We start from the raw sequence: 17,846 nt of genomic DNA on the forward strand, positions 1-17,846 counted from the left end.
GTGCCCCTGTCGTATCCGGGCGCGGGTCGCGGGGCAAGGATGGGCGCGCTAACAGGTGGGGCTTGCGCCTTTTGTCCGGCTTATACGTCTTCGATGCGTAGCGCGACAGGGTCGCCCTCCACGACGCCTGTGGCAGGTAGAGCGGCCAGTGCCGCATCCAGCGAGGGCCGGGCGGTGACATGGGTCACGATCAAGACCGGCACGTCTTGGTCGGGATGGCCATATTGGCGCATCCGGTCGATGGAAATCCCGTTGTCGCCCAGGACGGTTGCGACTTTGGCGAGGGCGCCCGGTTTGTCTTTCAGCGTCAAGCGTAGGTAGTAGGGCGCGGGCGAGGCGGCGGAGGCGGGCGGCGCGGCTTTCAGGCTTTCGGCCGGTTGGCCAAAGGTCGGCACGCGGATGCCACGGGCGATATCGGTGATGTCGGAGAGTACCGCGCTGGCCGTGGGGCCTTCGCCCGCCCCGGCCCCCCGCAGTACGATTTGGCCGACTCTGTCGCCTTCGAGGACCACCATATTGGTGCCGCCTTCCAGTTGCCCGAGCGGTGAGCTGTCGGGGACGAGGCAGGGGGTCATGCGTTGCTCCAACCCGCGACCTGTCATTTGCGCGACGCCTAAGAGCTTGATCTTGTAGCCCATATCGGCGGCGCGTTGGATGTCTTGCAAGGTGATCGACTGAATGCCTTGCAGCGCTACCGCGTCAAAATCGACCTGGGTTCCAAAGGCGATTGAGGCCAGGAGTGCGAGTTTATGGCCCGCATCGATGCCGCCCACATCAAGGTTCGGATCGGCTTCCAGATAGCCAAGTCGCCCGCATTCCTCGAAGAGCGCGTTATAGCCTTGGCCGGTTGCCTGCATCTGGGTCAGGATATAATTGCAGGTGCCGTTCATCACGCCCATGACGCGGGTGATCTGGTTCCCGGCGAGGCCTTCGGTCAGCGCCTTGATCACCGGGATGCCGCCTGCGACGGCGGCCTCATAACGCAGCACACGACCGGCATCTTCTGCGGCAAGCGCAAGGGCTTGGCCGTGGATCGCCAGAAGCGCCTTGTTGGCCGTGACCACATCTTTGCCCGCTGCGATGGCGGCTTCTGTCGCGGCTTTGGCGGGGCCGTCGCTGCCGCCCATCAGTTCGACAAACACATCCACATCTTCGCGGGTGGCGAGCGCCACCGGATCGTCTTCCCAAGCATATTTAGCGATGTTCACGCCGCGATCTTTGTCGCGGGAGCGGGCGGAGACGGCTGTGATCTCAATGGACTTGCCAGTGCGCGCGGTGAGAAGCTCGGCTTCCCGCTGCAGAATCTTCACCACACCGATGCCGACGGTGCCCAGACCGGCAATGCCAATGCGCAATTTCTCAGTCATAAGCGGTCCCTTTCGCGGCGGATCACGAGCACGGAGACCCTGTTAGCGGCTAATCGGCGAGGGTGCAACGCGGGCGCTGTATCAGGGGAGTTGCAGACGGCGTAACGCATTGGCACGCCTGCGTAAATCCTCGGACCGGGCGTCGAGCGATTGGCCTTCCTCTTCGGCCGTGCGCGGCGGCACGGCGTCGGCCTCGGCCAGAAGTGGGCCAAGCGGCACCAGTTCGGGGAAGGCGGCCGTCCGCGCCGTCGGGCTGAGCCGCGATTGCAGATCGGGCAGCGGGTCGCCGCAGGCCGCGAGCAGGAGGGGCAGGGTGAGGATCCAGCGCATGCGTTAGGCGTAGCGCAGGCAAGGCAGGGCGTCCAGCGATGGGTTGAATTGAACGGATGTTCAGATACTGTGACCAGATGGCGCGCAAGCAAGGATCACATGCGGATATCACCGGCCCAAAGGTGCGGGAGGCGGCATTGCGGCTTTTTGCGCGGCATGGGTTTGCAGCCGTGTCGATGCGCCAGATCGCGGCGGAGGTGGGCGTGCAAGCTGGCGCGCTTTACCTCTACACCCCTGATAAACAAACACTTTTGTTTGAGTTGATGCATGGGCATCTGGAGGAGCTTCTGGCGGCCTGGAAAGCGCCGCGGGCAGGGCCTTTGGTGCAGTTGGAGGATTTCGCCCGCCATCACATCCGGTTCCATCTAGACCGGCCGGAGCTCGTTTTCATCGCCTATATGGAGCTGCGCAATCTAGAGCCGGAGAATTTCGCGGTGATTGAGCGGTTGCGTCGCGAGTATGAGGATCGGCTAGAAGCGATTTTGAAGGCCGGGCAGGCGGAGCGGGTGTTTGACCTGCCGGATACGAAGCTGGCGACCATGGCGATTATTGCGATGTTGACTGGGGTGAACACCTGGTATCGCGAGGGTGGGCGGCTGGATCGAGATGCCGTTGAGGGCATTTACTGGGACATGGTGCGCAAGGCGGTCGCGGCGGAATAGGTTAAAAAATTCCAGGTATCGCGGATTTTCCAACTCTATCGCGAGATTTCTTAAGGGTTTTGTAAGGGGCGGCGGCCCTCGTCAGGCCCCCTTGCGGGAGCCATCCTCGGGCCGCGTTGCCACAGACAAGGCGGCAGCGCGTTGCGATCACGTGTCCGCGTGTATCATTCCGCCGGTGTCAGGGTCGGCTCGGTTTGACGGCGCGGGTAGGGCACCAAGCGCTCGGCATCTTCATCCCAGAGTTTCAGTGTGAAGCTGCGGAGTGCTTCAGGCCAGCGGATGGTCTGCACATCGTACTTCTTGCGCAAGGCCAAGTGGCAGCGGCGCAGCCGGTAGCTCGGGATATTGGCGTTGAAATGGTGGATGTCGTGATAGGTGATATTGGCTACCGCCAGATCCCACCACCAGCCCAGATCGAGCGCCGAAGAACCCTGGAGCGCGGCACGGGCCGGGTTCAGCTCTGGCTTGCGGTCCCAATAAGTGTCTTCGAAATTGTGCTGCAGATAGACCAGGAAAACCCCGATGCAGCCGGCCACGAAGACCGTACCGGCATAGATGATCAGTCCGGGCACACCGGCGAACCACCAGATCGCGCCGACCCAGGCCGCGAGACCCAGATTATGCGCAAGCACCATTGCGGCGCCGGTCTTGCTGGAATTCTTCGGCCAGCGATAGGCGAAGACATAGGTGAGAAGCCCGCCGATCGGGATCATGATGAACGGGTTGCGGTAAAGCCGGTACCAAAGACGCTTCCAAAAGCCGGAACTCTGCCATTCGCTGAGCGTCATCGTGAAGACTTCGGTCGTGTGCCGTTCATCAAGATTGCCGAGATGGGAATGGTGTTCGTTATGGTTGAACTGCATCACCCGGTAGGGGGTGAGCGTGAAGACTGACAGGCCGTGGCCAGCAATGTCGTTGTGGTGTTTCTTGGCGAAGAGCGAGGCATGGCCGCAATCATGTTGCAGCACGTAGAGCCGGACGCCGGAGAAGGCGTTGATCACGACAAGCGGCACCACCAGAAGCGGGTTTGGCCAAGCCAGAACGGCGAGATAGAGCGTCAGGAAATAGACGAGGAAGGTACCGAAATAGCTGACCAAAGCGATACGGTCGTCGCGGTCGGTCCAATCGCGGGTGAAAGCACGGATTTCGCGCTCGGCCTCGCGCCGATAGGCGGGGGTGATCTGGGGTCTTGCGGTGGTCATGTTATGCGTCTCTGAGCAGTCAAAGCTGGACGGGCTGGAAATGGCTGTCCTATCGCCCCCCTAAAATGCCATTGGCAAAGCGAAGGGACAACCCTTGGAAGCGATAGGAAAAACAGCCACTTGCCGCGCCTCGGCGAGTGATCGCCGAGGCTGGTCAACCGCAAGATGTGCGCAAACTACAGCGTGGGATAGACCGGGAAGCGTTTGCAGAGGTCCAAGACCTCGGCCTGAACCCGCGCTTCGATCTCGGCATTGCCGTCTTCGCCATGCGCGGCCAACCCATCGACAACCTGGACGATCCAATCGGCGATTTGCCGGAACTCCGGCTCGCCAAAGCCGCGCGTGGTGCCGGCGGGAGAGCCCAGGCGGATGCCCGAGGTGATTGTCGGCTTTTCCGTATCGAACGGGATACCGTTTTTGTTGGTGGTAATATGGGCCCGGCCAAGTGCCTTTTCGGTTGCGTTGCCTTTGACGCCTTTGGGCCGCAGATCGACCAGAAGTACATGGGTGTCGGTGCCGCCGGTGACGATGTTCAAACCGCCCTTCATGAGTTGGTCACCCATCGCCTGGGCGTTCTTGATCACCTGGGCCTGATAGGTCTTGAACTCGGGGCGCAGCGCCTCGCCGAAAGCCACGGCTTTGGCCGCGATCACATGCATCAGCGGGCCGCCCTGGATACCGGGGAAGATCGCAGAATTGACCTTTTTGGCGATGGTCTCGTCATTGGTCACGATCATGCCGCCGCGCGGGCCGCGGAGCGTCTTATGGGTCGTCGTTGTGGCCACATGGGCATGCGGGAAGGGCGAGGGGTAGTGACCCGCGGCGACCAACCCGGCGAAATGCGCCATATCGACCATCAGATAGGCACCGACAGTGTCGGCAATCTCGCGCATTTTGGCGAAATCGATGATCCGGGGAATGGCCGAGCCGCCAGCAATAATCATCTTGGGCTGATGCTCGGCAGTGAGCGCCGCGATCTGGTCGTAGTCGATCTCCAGGTCCTGCTGTCGGACGCCGTATTGAATGGCGTTGAACCATTTGCCCGATTGGCTGGGCTTGGCGCCATGGGTCAGGTGGCCACCCGCATCAAGCGACATGCCGAGGATCGTGTCGCCGGGCTGGAGCAGCGCCTGGAACACACCTTGGTTCGCTTGCGAGCCGGAATTGGGCTGCACATTGGCGAAATCGCAGCCGAAAAGCTGCTTGGCGCGATCGATCGCCATGTTCTCGGCGATGTCGACATAGTGGCAGCCGCCGTAATAGCGCCGACCCGGATAGCCTTCGGCATATTTATTGGTCAGCACGGAGCCTTGCGCCTCGAGCACAGCCGCCGAAACGATGTTCTCCGACGCGATCAGCTCGATTTCATCGCGCTGTCGACCCAACTCCCCTCGGATCGCGCCGAAAAGCTCGGCGTCGCGGCTCTCTAGGCTTTCGGTGAAAAATCCGTCATCGCGATGGGGGGCGTTCATGGCCGGTCTCCTATATCCAGCGGCGCGAAAGATGTGGCGGGGTTTAGGGCAATGAGTCGGGCCTGGGAAGGGTGGATTCCGTCGCATTTGCGCATGGCGGCGGCATTTTCCGGGTTTGGGATTGTTTTTCGGGTCTCGGCGGGCAAAGGATTGGGTCCTGCCTGGAGTTTGGAGCGCCCATGCCTGCCACCCGAAATATCGCCTTTCTGGCCAGTGACGTGCCGAGCGCCCAAGAGGCGCTGGCGCGTCTTTCGGCACGCTATGGGCAGCATGACCCCAAAGATGCGGATGTCATTGTAGCGCTTGGCGGCGATGGCTTCATGTTGGGCACCTTGCATGCGACCCAAGCTTTGGAGGCCCCGGTTTACGGGATGAACCGGGGCACAGTCGGGTTTTTGATGAATGAATATGGCGAAGCGGGGCTGATCGACCGGCTGGAAGCGGCGGAGGAGGCCGTGATCAACCCGCTGCATATGACGGCGGTGAGCGCCGATGGGCGGGTGACCGAGGCGCTGGCGATCAATGAGGTGAGTTTGCTCCGGGCCGGGCCGCAGGCGGCGGAATTGCGCATCTGGGTCGATGGCAAGTTGCGGATGAAAGAACTGGTTTGCGATGGGGCGTTGGTTTGTACCCCGGCGGGGTCCACGGCTTATAACTACTCCGCGCATGGGCCGATCTTGCCGGTGGGCGCGGATGTCTTGGCAATCACCGCCGTGGCGGCGTTCCGCCCTCGGCGGTGGCGCGGGGCGCTGGTGCCCAAGCCGAGTTTGGTGCGCTTTGAGGTGATGGATCACGTGAAGCGACCGGTGATGGCCGACGCCGATAGCCGCTCGGTCCAAGATGTGGTGTCGGTCGAGATTCGGTCGGAGCCCGAGGTGGCGCATCGGATCTTGTTTGACCCCGGCCATGGGTTGGAAGAACGGTTGATCAGCGAGCAATTCGTGTAAATCAGGCGCGGCTTTGCGTCGCTCTGGCAGGTTTGGCGAAAATAGTTTAACGCTAAACCATCACCCGGGAGGAAGAGGCCATGACCGACGATAAATCCGAGAGCTTGCGCGCGGCAGCGCTGTTTTATCACGAGCATCCGAAGCCGGGGAAACTGGAGGTTCGGGCGACAAAGCCATTGGCCAACGGGCGCGATTTGAGCCGCGCGTATAGCCCTGGCGTGGCCGAAGCCTGCCTTGAAATCAAGGCCAATCCGGCGGATGCGGCGCGGTATACGGCGCGCGGCAATCTGGTCGCCGTGGTCTCAAACGGGTCGGCGGTTCTGGGCCTGGGCAATATCGGGGCGCTGGCCTCCAAGCCGGTGATGGAGGGCAAGGCGGTGCTCTTCAAAAAATTCGCCAATATCGACTGTTTCGATATCGAGGTGGATGAAAGCGACCCGGAAAAGTTGGCCGATATCGTCTGTGCGCTTGAGCCGAGCTTTGGGGCGATCAACCTCGAAGACATCAAAGCGCCGGATTGTTTTATCGTTGAACGACTTTGCCGGGAACGGATGAATATCCCGGTTTTCCACGATGATCAGCATGGCACGGCGATTGTCGTCGGCGCGGCGGCGACCAATGCGCTGAAGATCGCGGGGAAAGAGTTTAGCGAGATCAAAGTGGTCTCGACCGGCGGCGGGGCGGCGGGGATCGCCTGCCTGAATATGCTCCTGAAACTCGGCGTGAAGCGGGAGAATGTGTATCTCTGCGACCTCGAAGGTCTGGTGTATGAAGGCCGCGAGGCGCAGATGACACCGCAGAAGGCCTGTTATGCGCAAGGTACGACACCGGCGACGCTGGACGATGTGATCGAAGGGGCCGATCTGTTTCTGGGCCTCAGCGGGCCGGGCGTGTTGAAACAGGCGATGGTCAAGAAGATGGCGGCAAAACCGATCATCTTCGCGCTTGCCAATCCGACGCCGGAAATCCTGCCGGAAGAGGTGCGGAAAGTCGCACCCGACGCGGTGATCGCCACCGGGCGGAGCGATTTTCCCAATCAAGTCAACAATGTCCTCTGTTTTCCCTTCATCTTCCGCGGCGCGCTGGATGTGGGCGCGACGGAGATCAATGACGCGATGCAATTGGCGTGTATCGATGGCATTGCGGCCATGGCGCGGGCCACGACCAGTGCCGAGGCGGCGGCGATCTATCGGGGGGAGCAACTGACCTTTGGGCCAGATTACCTGATCCCGAAACCTTTTGATCCGCGTTTGATGGGGGTGGTCGCGAGCGCGGTTGCCAAGGCCGCAATGGACAGCGGCGTGGCGACCCGGCCCCTACGCGATTTGGAGGCCTATAAGGCGAAGCTGAACCAATCCGTCTTCCGTTCAGCCCTGATCATGCGGCCGGTGTTTGAAGCCGCAGCGACCACAACCCGACGGATCGTGTTTTCCGAAGGCGAAGACGAGCGGGTGCTGCGTGCGGCCCAAGCGATGTTGGAAGAGACTACCGACAAGCCAATCTTAATCGGGCGACCCGAGGTGATCGAAGCGCGGGTTGAACGCGCCGGTCTCGACATCCGCCCGACCCGGGATTTTGAGTTGGTGAACCCGGAAAACGACCCGCGTTATCGCGATTATTGGGGCACCTATCATGAGGTGATGCAGCGCCGGGGTGTGACCCCTGATCTGGCCCGCGCGATCATGCGGACCAACACGACCGCGATTGGCGCGGTCATGGTCTATCGGCAAGAGGCGGACAGCCTGATCTGCGGCACCTTTGGGCAATATCTCTGGCATCTCAACTACATACGCCAGCTTTTGGGCACCTCGGACTTGCACCCGGTGGGGGCGCTCAGCCTGATGATTTTGGAAGATGGCCCGCTTTTCGTGGCCGATACCCATGTCCATGCGCAACCAACGCCGGAACAGATCGCCGAGACGGTGATCGGCACTGCACGTCATGTGCGCCGCTTTGGGGTCGAGCCGAAAATCGCCCTCTGTTCCGGGAGCCAGTTCGGCAATTTGGACAGCGAAAGTGGCCAGCGGATGCGCGAGGCGCTGATCATCTTGGATGATCGGGGCGTGGATTTCGCCTATGAGGGCGAGATGCATATCGACAGCGCGCTTGACCCCGAGCTGCGGCACCGGATTTTCCCCAATTCGCGGCTGGAGGGGGCGGCGAATGCGCTGGTCTTCTCCAACACCGATGCGGCGGGCGCGGCGCGAAACATCCTGAAAATGAAAGCGGGTGGGCTCGAAGTTGGACCAATCCTGATGGGGATGGGCAACCGGGCACATATCGTGACGCCATCCATCACCGCGCGGGGGCTTTTGAATATGAGTGCCCTGGCCGGAACACCGGTGCGGCTCTACGGCTAGGTCCGCAGAGCCCGCTGCAGATTTCAGAATTCTTTCAGCTTTAGATCAGGCGCGGTCTGTCTCGCGTCTTTAGGTCCTCAGTCCAGTGAGAACGGCCGTGCATCTCTGCGCGGCCAAGGACATGAGGATCGAACGATGAAGATTGGATGGACCATGCGGCCGACAGCGCCCGGTCTTTTGGCGGGGTGTCTGTTTTTGGCGGCTTGCGCCGAATTCGCCCCAGGGGTCGAGCGCTTGGGCCTTGCCACTTGGGGTGGCGCCGAGCTGATTGACAGCGATGGGTTTGAGCAGACGGTCAGCGGATCCTGCACGGTGTTCCGCGATCCCTCGGCATCGGTCGTGGCAGGCCACACAATCTTCCTGCGCTGCCACGTCCACGTGAACGGGCAATCGGCAAGTTGCGGCCTCACGCCAGGGGACTCGGAGAGTGCCACTTATGGTTTGCCGAGCCTAGAGGAGTTGGGGGCGCTTTGCACCCATGCCTATCGGGAAGAAATGGCGCGCCAGCGCGATGACGGCGACGACGCGGCCGATGGTGGCTATGGCGGCTACTGAGCGACGCCTCGGCGCGCCTTGATATCGGCCCGAGACGAGGCGGTCTCCAAGATCATCACAAGAGCGAACCCAGGTTCGGCCCGCCGACTTGGGGGCCGGTGGGCATATCAATCTATTGAAAGGAAAAGATAACATGACGAGACGACTTTTGCATTCCGCGTCGAAACAGAACGCATTCGCGCGGCACTGGCGACGCGTCGGGCTTGGCGGTTTTCTGGCTTTGGCGGCCTGTGCCCCTCTGGTGCCGCTTTATGGATTTCCCTTTGTGATCACCCATCAGGGGCAGAGCTATCGTGGTGAATGCCGGGCCTTTGAACAAATGCTTGGTGATACGGGTGGGAGTCAGACCGTCGTGTCTTGCGCCGTCGTCGCGAATGGCGGTGCGCATCGCTGCTCCTTCATCATCAATGATGCCGATGGATTCAGCGAGGGTGCGTTGGCGGTCGATGATCCGCGCATTCGGGCGGTCTGCGGCTACCCGCTGCGCCGGGCGCTTGAGGGGCATGATGATGAGCCGGAGGGGCAGGGATACACCCCGCCAGCGGACAACTACACCCCACCAGTCTAACCCGAACAGGGCCTCGCGCCTTCCGACCATCCAATCGGCGAGGCCCTCGCGTCACTGGCAGTGTTACCGCTGCCAGTGACGCACTGTCGCTTTGCGTGACGCAGCGTCTCTTGTATGTGGGGCCAACGGAGTAAGGGAGGGACAGCCATGGGATACCAGGAGATTTACGCCGAGGCGCAGGCGGACCCGGACGGGTTTTGGATGAAAGCCGCGCAGGCGATTGACTGGGACCGGACCCCGACCAAGGCGTTATTCGATGAGGGCGCGCCGCTTTACGAATGGTTTGCCGATGGTATGGTCAACACCTGCTGGAACGCCGTTGACCGGCATGTGGAGGCAGGTCATGGCGAGCGGATCGCCATCATTCATGACAGCCCCGTCACCCATACCAGACATGAGATCACCTATACCGAGCTGCGCGACCGGGTTGCGAGCTTGGCAGGCGCTTTGGCCGCGAAAGGTGTGACCAAGGGCGACCGGGTCATCATCTATATGCCGATGGTGCCCGAGGCGGTGGAGGCGATGTTGGCCTGCGCCCGGTTGGGCGCGATCCATTCGGTGGTGTTTGGCGGGTTTGCGTCCAATGAACTGGCCGTGCGGATCGATGATTGCCAGCCGAAATGCATCATCGCGGCCTCTTGCGGGATCGAGCCGGGGCGGGTGGTGCATTACAAGCCGCTTTTGGATGGCGCATTGGAACTGGCCGAGCATGCGCCGGATTTCTGCGTGATTTTTCAGAGAGAACAAGAGGTTGCGCATCTGGAAGAGGGGCGCGACGTTGACTGGCACGGCTTCCAATACGGGGTCGAGCCTGCAGCTTGCGTGCCGGTAGAGGGCAATCACCCGGCCTATATTCTCTATACCTCCGGTACGACGGGGCAGCCCAAAGGCGTGATCCGGCATACGGGTGGTCATTTGGTGGCGCTCAACTGGTCGATGCGGAACCTCTACGACATGAACCCGGGCGAGGTGTTTTGGGCCGCATCCGATGTCGGCTGGGTCGTGGGGCATTCCTATATCTGCTATGCGCCGCTGGTCTTTGGCTGCACCACGATTGTGTTTGAGGGCAAGCCAGTGGGCACGCCAGATGCGGGCACGTTTTGGCGGGTAATCCAGGATCACAAGGTCAAATGCCTCTTCACCGCACCCACGGCATTTCGCGCGATCAAGCGGGATGATCCGCAGGGATTGCTGGTCAGCGACTATAATATGCAGAGCCTCGAGAGTCTGTTCTTGGCCGGGGAACGTGCGGACCCAGACACAATCGAATGGGCGCAGGATAAGCTGGGCGTACCGGTGATCGACCACTGGTGGCAGACAGAAACCGGGTGGGCGATTGCAGGCAATCCGATTGGGATTGAGAAGCTGCCGGTGAAAATCGGCTCTCCGGCGGTGCCGATGCCGGGCTATGACGTGCAAATTCTGGACGAGGGCGGGCACCCCGTGGCCGATGGCGAGTTGGGGGCGATTGCGGTGAAGTTACCGTTGCCGCCCGGGACCTTGCCGACGCTTTGGAATGCCGAGGCGCGCTATCGCAAGAGTTATCTGGAGCATTTCCCCGGATACTACGAAACGGGCGACGCAGGGTATAAGGATGAGGATGGCTATCTCTACATCATGGCGCGGACCGATGACGTGATCAATGTCGCCGGCCACAGGCTTTCCACCGGTGCGATGGAAGAGGTTTTGGCGGCGCATCCGGAAGTGGCGGAATGCGCAGTGATCGGCGTGGCCGACACGTTGAAAGGCCAATTGCCGATGGGGTTCTTGTGCCTCAATGCGGGCAGCGAGGTTGGCGCCGCGGAGGTCATCGGCGAGTGTGTGAAACTGGTGCGGCAGAAGATCGGACCCGTGGCGGCCTTCAAGCTGGCGCTGGTGGTGGATCGTTTGCCGAAAACCCGGTCAGGCAAAATCTTGCGTGGCACGATGGTGAAGATCGCCGATGGTGAGGACTTCAAGATGCCCGCGACGATTGATGACCCGGCAATCTTGGACGAGATCGCGACGGCCTTGAACGGCATTGGCTATCCCGCAGGGCGAGATTGATACGTTAAGCCTTGCGGTATTGGAGTAATTGGAATTGAGGGAGTTTTGATATAGCTTCAGCCTCCGAAAATGTTGCGTGTGAGTGATGGGCGAAGATTTTTGGCCCAGGAGTAGCCGATAAAATGGAAGATATTTCTAATACCCCATCGGCCCGAATGGGTGAGATGCGATCAGATCCGATTTCGGAGACCCTGCGGCTATTCAATCATGACATTCGCGCCGCGATGTCTGACGTGATTGGTGGCTTACGGCTGATCGAAGCAGAGCGTCTGGATGCCGAAACCCGGGCGCAGTTGGAGCGGGTGCAAGCGGCGGGCGAAACCCTGGCGGAACTGGTCGATGCGGCCCTGATGGCGGCGGCTGGCGAAACGCTGATCCGGTTGGACGATAGCGGTGTCGATCTCAGGGGCTATTTGACTGGCGTCGAAATGCGCTGGGTTGGGCGCGCGGCGGAGGTTGGACGCCGATTTGTCCTTGATCGCGGCCCGGGTTTGCCGGATCGGATCGGCCTCCCGCGGATGGCACTGGATCGGATTCTGTCGAACCTGATCGGCAACGCCCTAAAATATGCCAAGGATGGAACGGTCCGGCTTTCGGTGCAGATGGATGCGGATGAAACGCTTCAATTTTCTGTGGCTGATGAGGGGCCTGGATTCTCGGCCGCCGCGATGGCGCGGCTGTTCACGCCGCATGGCCGCCCCGAAGTCGACAGTCAGCCCGGCTCGGGCCTCGGGTTGCATATCGCGAAGGATTTGGCGGACGGGCTGGGCGGAACATTGGTGGTCGAGGATCGCGCCGAAGGTGGCGCGGTTGTTACTCTAACCCTTGCGCGGAGGGTCTGGCGTGCCGGACTTGCCGCTGGTGGCATCAGCAGCACGCCGCCGGACCTTTCCGGTCTGCATATTTTGGTGGCCGAGGATAACGAAACCAACCAAGTGATTGTTGGGCAATTGCTGGACAAAATGGGTGCAACCTTCGTGATTGCCAATGACGGGATCGAAGCGCTGGAGATCTTGGGTCGCGCGCGATTTGACATCGCTGTCGTTGATATCGAGATGCCGCGCATGTCGGGGATCGAGTTCATGACAGCGGTGCGCGGATTGCGCGACGCACGATCGAAAATGCCCTTGGTCGCGTTGACGGCCTATGTGTTGCGCGACAATCGCGAAGCGATTTACGCCGCAGGGGCCGACGGGATCATTGGCAAGCCGATCCGATCCGGAGACGCCTTTGGACAGGCAATCTTGCGTCATACGGGCCGAGATTTGCCGGTCTTTGATCCAGATACGGTATTGGCCTCACATGCGCCCGCCGACGAGATGGATGAGGCGATGGAGCACGCGCAGCTTGATGCGCTTTTGACGGCGGCGGGCGCTGATGGCCGCCGCGAGTTGTTGGACCGGCTGCATGAAGATTTGCAGGCGGTGTCGAAGGCTTTGGATGTCGCGGTGGAGCGCGTGGCGCTCCGCGATATCCGCGGACAAACGCATATTCTGGTCTCCTTGGCGGGGGCGGTTGGTGCGGATCGGTTGCGTCATTTGGCCGAAGCCTTGAATGTCGCGGCGCAGAGGGAGCGGATAGGAGATTTGCCTGGCCTGGCGGCCGCCTGTAAGGCCGATTTGGCCGATCTGATCGCAATTATCGAAACGCGACGCGCGGCGCTTCCGGTGTAATCCGCGCACGGGCTTGCGCTTGGCCTCTGGGAGGCACAGACTGCAATTGATCTTCGGTCCAATTGGAGTCTCCATGATGTCTTTGCTCGACGCTGCCGCCGCTGTGCGCCTGAATGCCCATGCGCCCTATTCGGGGTTCAAAGTTGGGGCGGCCTTGCGGAGCGTGGAAGGCAACGAGCATCGCGGCTGCAATGTGGAAAACGTTGCCTATCCCGAGGGGACCTGCGCCGAAGCCGGCGCGATTGCAGCAATGATTGCCGCGGGCGACAGCCGGATAGCCGAAGTTGCGGTCATCGCCGACAGCCCCGCGCCGGTGCCGCCATGCGGCGGCTGTCGTCAGAAGCTGGCGGAGTTTGCCGATGGCGATGTCGTGGTGACGCTGGCGACCACCGATGGCGTGGAGTTGCGGATGACGGTCTCCGAACTTTTGCCTGGCGCATTTGATGCCAGCCATATGGATCGGGTCTGAGCCGATGGATGCCCGCTCGATCCTAATCAAGGCGCGTGATGGCCTACAGCTTAGCAAAGCCGAAATCGATTGGTTCACCAAAGGCATAGCCTCTGGTGAGATCAGCGATATGCAAGCCGGTGCGTTTGCGATGGCGGTCTGCACCAAAGGGCTCAGCCGGGAGAGCCGGGTGCATTTGACCCATGGCATGTTGCAGACCGGGCAGGTCCTGAACTGGGAGTTGGACGGGCCGGTTTTGGATAAGCATTCGACCGGCGGCGTGGGGGATGCGGTCTCGCTGCTCCTCGCCCCTGCGCTTGCTGTCTGCGGTGCCTATGTGCCGATGATCTCGGGGCGCGGCTTGGGCCATACCGGCGGAACGCTGGACAAGCTGGAGGCGATCCCGGGCTACCGGACGCAAGTCAGCGTTGAGGAGTTGCAGGATTTGGTGGCCGATATCGGCTGCGCGATTGTCGGCGCATCGGGTGATATCGCGCCCGCCGATAAGCGGCTCTATGGGGTGCGCGATGTCACCGGAACGGTGGAAAGCATCGACCTGATCACCGCTTCGATCCTGTCTAAGAAACTGGCCGCCGGGCTGGAAGCTTTGGTATTGGATGTGAAGGTTGGATCGGGCGCGTTTATGGCCGACCCGAGCGATGCGCTTGCGCTCGCGCAATCGCTGGTGGAGACGGCGCAAGGCGCGGGGTGCATGTGTTCGGCTTTGATCACCGACATGAACCAACCATCGGCCAAGGCGGCGGGCAATGCGCTGGAGGTGATCGAGGTGATGGAGGCCCTGACCGGCACCTCAATCGGCACACCGTTGCACCGCCTGACCGTCGCCCTTGGTGGTGAGGTGCTGGCGCTTGGCGGCTTGGCGGCGGATGCCGCCGATGGCGAAGCGCGGATCGAGGCGGCGCTCAACTCTGGCGAGGCGGCAGAGCGGTTTGGAGAGATGGTGGCGGCCTTGGGGGGACCGCATGATTTTGTCGAGCGCTGGCGGGATCGGCTGCCCGCAGCCCGTGTGATGGTCGATGTGCACCCGACCGACACTGGATATGTCGCGGCAATCGATACGCGCGCTTTGGGCGAGGTGGTTGTGCATCTTGGTGGCGGGCGTTTGGTGGCCACGGATCAACTGGATCCCGGCGTTGGGCTATCCGAGATCGCTCCAATTGGCGCGCAGGTGGATGAAGCCCGGCCTTTGGCGCGCATCCATGCCGCCGATGAGGCGAAGGCCAAGGCGTTGGCGGGCCGGGTGCGGGACGCGTATGTGCTGGCCGAGCGCGCGCCGGAGGCATCCCCGTTGATCCATGAAAGGATTGGCTGATGCCGCGGGCGTTTTTGGTGGTGATGGACTCCGTGGGGATCGGCGGCGCGCCGGATGCGGATCGGTTTTTCAATGGCGATGTGCCCGATACCGGGGCCAATACACTGGCCCATATCGCGGAGGCTTGCGCGGCAGGCCAGGCTGAAGAGGGGCGGAGCGGGCCGCTAAAGATGCCGGTTCTGGACGGCTTGGGCCTGGGCGCGGCGGCGCGGCTATCCGGTGGCGGCGATCTGCCTGGATTTGGGGTGGACGCGACGGGGCTTTGGGGCGCGGCGGAAGAAGTCTCGCCTGGCAAAGACACACCCTCGGGGCATTGGGAGCTGGCCGGGCTGCCCGTGCCCTGGGATTGGACGTATTTCCCGGATACAGAGCCGTGTTTTCCAGATCATCTGATTGAGGAAGTGAAGCAGATTGCCGGGGTTGAGGCCGCACTCGGCAACCGCCATGCCTCAGGCACGGTGATCATCGCCGAAGAGGGGCCGCGGCATCAGGAGACCGGCTGGCCGATCTGCTATACCTCCGCCGACAGCGTGTTTCAGATCGCAGCGCATGAAGAGAGTTTCGGCCTGGACCGGCTGTTAGACCTCTGCGAGCGATTGGCGCCATCCTTGCACAAAATGAAGGTCGGTCGGGTGATTGCGCGGCCTTTCATCGGTGAGCCGGGGGCCTATACCCGGACCACAAACCGGCGCGACTATGCGATCACACCGCCTGGCCCGACACTCTGCGATTGGGTGCAAGAGGCGGGCGGCAAGGTCCATGCTATTGGAAAGATTAAAGACATTTTCGCGCGGCGTGGAATCGACGATGTGGTGAAGGGTGAGGATCGGGCCTTGATGGGGCATCTGGCCGAGGCCGTGAACACCGCAGAAGACGGCAGCCTGACCTTCGCCAACTTCGTCGAATTCGACAGCCTCTATGGCCACCGCCGCGACATTTCGGGCTATGCGCGGCATCTGGAATGGTTTGACGCCAGCTTGCCGCCGATCCTGGCAGCCCTCCGGCCCGATGATCTGATGCTGTTCACGGCTGATCATGGCAATGACCCGTCCTGGCCCGGCACCGATCACACGCGTGAACGTGTGCCGGTGGTTGCAGCCGGGCCATATTCGGGGCAGATCGGGCAGGTGGCCTTCGCCGATGTGGGGGCATCGGTCGCAGCCCATTTGGGGGTTGCGGCCCAAGGACCGGGAAAGTCGTTTTTATGAACCTCGCGAAACTGCCGAAGATCGAGTTGCACCTGCATTTGGAGGGCGCCGCGCCGCCAGCGTTTATCCGTGGCTTGGCTGCGGAAAAAGGCACCGATCTTAGCCAGATTTTCACGGAGGATGGCAGCTATGCCTATCGGGATTTCACCCATTTCCTGAGCGTCTATGAGGCTGCGACCAGTGTTCTAACCGGCCCGAAAGAATTCGCACGGCTCACGACAGCCGTGCTGGAAGAAAGCGCGGCGCATGGTGTGGTCTATACCGAGGCCTTCCTTAGCCCCGATTTCTGCGGCGGCGGCGATTTGGGGGCGTGGCGGGAGTATCTGGCGGCGATCCAAGAGGCGTCGGCCCAGGCTGAGGCGCAAAACGGTATCACGATGCGCGGGATCGTCACGCCGATCCGCCATTTCGGACCGGAGCGCGCCAAGCCGGTCGCGCATTGCGCCGCTGAGACGGTCGGCGATTTCATCACGGGCTTCGGGATTGGCGGCGATGAGATGGCCGGCAAATTGAAAGACTTCGCTTGGAGCTTCGATATGGCGCGGGAGGCTGGTTTACAGATCACCGCCCATGCCGGTGAGTGGGGTGGCGCGGCCTCAGTTTGGGATGCGGTGAATGACCTGAAGGTTGAGCGGGTCGGACATGGCGTGCAAGCCATCGAAGACCCGGCGCTGGTTGATCATCTGGCAGAGACGGGCGTGGTCCTCGAATGCTGCCCAGGCTCGAATGTGGTGCTGGGGGTTTTCCCGACATGGGAGAGCCATCCGATTGAAAAGCTGCGCGAAAAGGGCGTGAAGGTCACGATCTCAACCGATGATCCGCCGTTCTTCCACACCACGATGTCCCATGAATACGAGCGCCTGGCCGATACCTTCGGTTGGGACGAAGAGATTTTTGCGCACGTGACGCAGATTGCGCTGGAGGCGGCGTTTTGCGATGCGGAGACGCGCGCGACCGTGGCCAAGAGATTGGAGAGATAGATGCTTGATCACCTGACCGTCGTTGATCACCCTTTGGTGCAGCACAAACTGTCGCTGATGCGGGAAAAGGGGACCTCAACCGCCGTGTTTCGACAGCTCTTGCGCGAGATCAGCCAGCTTTTGGCCTATGAGGTGACGCGCGAATTGCCGATGACAACGAAGCCGATTGAGACGCCGCTACAGGAGATGGACGCGCCGGTTCTGGCGGGCAAGAAAATGGCTCTGGTCTCAATCTTGCGCGCGGGGAACGGGCTGTTGGACGGCATCCTGGAACTGATCCCGCTGGCACGGGTTGGATTCGTCGGGCTCTATCGGGACGAAGAGACGCTGAAGCCGGTGCAGTACTATTTCAAAGTGCCGACCGAGTTGGACGATCGCTTGGTGATCGCCGTCGACCCGATGCTGGCCACCGGCAACTCCTCGGCTGCCGCGATCGACCTTTTGAAGGAGGCGGGGGCCACAAATATCCGGTTCTTGTGCCTGCTTGCGGCGCCCGAAGGGGTTGCCCGGATGAAGGAGGCGCACCCGGATGTGCCCATCGTCACGGCCTCCCTCGACAGCCATCTGAATGAGCTCGGATACATCGTTCCGGGGCTAGGGGATGCGGGTGATCGCATGTTTGGCACAAAATAAGCTACTTCTGTCCTTTACTTGAAAACAATCCTCCTGCACAGTTTCCACAAAACTGTTGGGGG

At 61.4% G+C, this 17,846-nt stretch carries 16 protein-coding genes; 12 read left to right on the forward strand and 4 right to left on the reverse strand.

Going from position 1 to position 17,846, the window contains the following annotated elements:
• Positions 1 to 80: 80 nt before the first annotated feature.
• Entirely contained in the window at positions 81 to 1,367 is a 1,287-nt protein-coding gene (locus GTF44_RS13860; RefSeq protein WP_171562157.1) for a homoserine dehydrogenase, read from the reverse strand.
• An 81-nt stretch (positions 1,368 to 1,448) separates the two neighbouring features.
• Positions 1,449 to 1,697: a hypothetical protein gene (locus GTF44_RS13865; RefSeq protein WP_171562155.1), complete on the reverse strand. Its 249-nt coding sequence runs from the start codon at positions 1,695 to 1,697 to the stop codon at positions 1,449 to 1,451.
• A 77-nt stretch (positions 1,698 to 1,774) separates the two neighbouring features.
• On the opposite strand from GTF44_RS13865, the gene GTF44_RS13870 reads away from it, so the two are divergent.
• A complete protein-coding gene (locus GTF44_RS13870; RefSeq protein ID WP_171562153.1) occupies positions 1,775 to 2,359 on the forward strand; it encodes a TetR/AcrR family transcriptional regulator in 585 nt (194 codons plus the stop codon).
• A 164-nt stretch (positions 2,360 to 2,523) separates the two neighbouring features.
• Here GTF44_RS13870 and GTF44_RS13875 read toward each other — a convergent pair whose 3' ends face one another.
• Positions 2,524 to 3,561 (reverse strand): fatty acid desaturase, encoded by a 1,038-nt coding sequence (locus GTF44_RS13875; RefSeq protein ID WP_171562151.1) that lies wholly within the window; start codon positions 3,559 to 3,561, stop codon positions 2,524 to 2,526.
• Between the two features lie 176 nt (positions 3,562 to 3,737).
• Positions 3,738 to 5,033 carry a serine hydroxymethyltransferase gene (gene glyA / locus GTF44_RS13880; RefSeq protein WP_171562149.1) on the reverse strand — a complete coding sequence of 432 codons (1,296 nt, stop codon included), beginning with the start codon at positions 5,031 to 5,033 and terminating at the stop codon, positions 3,738 to 3,740.
• Positions 5,034 to 5,212: 179 nt separating this feature from the next.
• Here glyA and GTF44_RS13885 point away from each other — a divergent pair, with 179 nt between their 5' ends.
• From GTF44_RS13885 to upp, 11 genes are all read left to right on the forward strand, one after another.
• A complete protein-coding gene (locus tag GTF44_RS13885; RefSeq protein ID WP_171562147.1) occupies positions 5,213 to 5,980 on the forward strand; it encodes an NAD kinase in 768 nt (255 codons plus the stop codon).
• Between the two features lie 80 nt (positions 5,981 to 6,060).
• On the forward strand, positions 6,061 to 8,340 hold the full coding sequence (locus tag GTF44_RS13890) for an NADP-dependent malic enzyme (RefSeq protein WP_171562145.1): 2,280 nt from the start codon (positions 6,061 to 6,063) through the stop codon (positions 8,338 to 8,340).
• Between the two features lie 135 nt (positions 8,341 to 8,475).
• The gene (locus GTF44_RS13895; protein WP_171562142.1) at positions 8,476 to 8,895 is read left to right on the forward strand and encodes a hypothetical protein; all 420 of its coding nucleotides are present in this window, start codon (positions 8,476 to 8,478) and stop codon (positions 8,893 to 8,895) included.
• A gap of 133 nt (positions 8,896 to 9,028) precedes the next feature.
• Entirely contained in the window at positions 9,029 to 9,463 is a 435-nt protein-coding gene (locus GTF44_RS13900; protein ID WP_171562140.1) for a hypothetical protein, read from the forward strand.
• A gap of 147 nt (positions 9,464 to 9,610) precedes the next feature.
• The gene (locus GTF44_RS13905; protein WP_171562138.1) at positions 9,611 to 11,509 is read left to right on the forward strand and encodes a propionyl-CoA synthetase; all 1,899 of its coding nucleotides are present in this window, start codon (positions 9,611 to 9,613) and stop codon (positions 11,507 to 11,509) included.
• Between the two features lie 122 nt (positions 11,510 to 11,631).
• The gene (locus GTF44_RS13910; protein WP_171562136.1) at positions 11,632 to 13,182 is read left to right on the forward strand and encodes an ATP-binding protein; all 1,551 of its coding nucleotides are present in this window, start codon (positions 11,632 to 11,634) and stop codon (positions 13,180 to 13,182) included.
• A 76-nt stretch (positions 13,183 to 13,258) separates the two neighbouring features.
• A complete protein-coding gene (locus tag GTF44_RS13915) occupies positions 13,259 to 13,651 on the forward strand; it encodes a cytidine deaminase (protein WP_171562198.1) in 393 nt (130 codons plus the stop codon).
• A 4-nt stretch (positions 13,652 to 13,655) separates the two neighbouring features.
• Entirely contained in the window at positions 13,656 to 14,963 is a 1,308-nt protein-coding gene (locus GTF44_RS13920) for a thymidine phosphorylase (RefSeq protein ID WP_171562196.1), read from the forward strand.
• Positions 14,963 to 16,171: a phosphopentomutase gene (locus tag GTF44_RS13925; RefSeq protein ID WP_171562134.1), complete on the forward strand. Its 1,209-nt coding sequence runs from the start codon at positions 14,963 to 14,965 to the stop codon at positions 16,169 to 16,171. Before GTF44_RS13920 ends, GTF44_RS13925 begins: the two co-directional genes overlap by 1 nt.
• The gene (locus tag GTF44_RS13930; protein ID WP_171562132.1) at positions 16,168 to 17,151 is read left to right on the forward strand and encodes an adenosine deaminase; all 984 of its coding nucleotides are present in this window, start codon (positions 16,168 to 16,170) and stop codon (positions 17,149 to 17,151) included. The genes GTF44_RS13925 and GTF44_RS13930 overlap by 4 nt, the downstream gene beginning before the upstream one ends.
• Positions 17,152 to 17,784, forward strand: a complete 633-nt coding sequence (gene upp, locus GTF44_RS13935; RefSeq protein WP_145216696.1) for a uracil phosphoribosyltransferase — start codon at positions 17,152 to 17,154, stop codon at positions 17,782 to 17,784.
• Positions 17,785 to 17,846 lie beyond the last annotated feature (62 nt).

Origin of the sequence: Roseobacter sp. HKCCD6576-2 (assembly GCF_013179285.1) — a bacterium.
Classification (GTDB): Bacteria; Pseudomonadota; Alphaproteobacteria; order Rhodobacterales; family Rhodobacteraceae; genus Rhodophyticola; species Rhodophyticola oceani.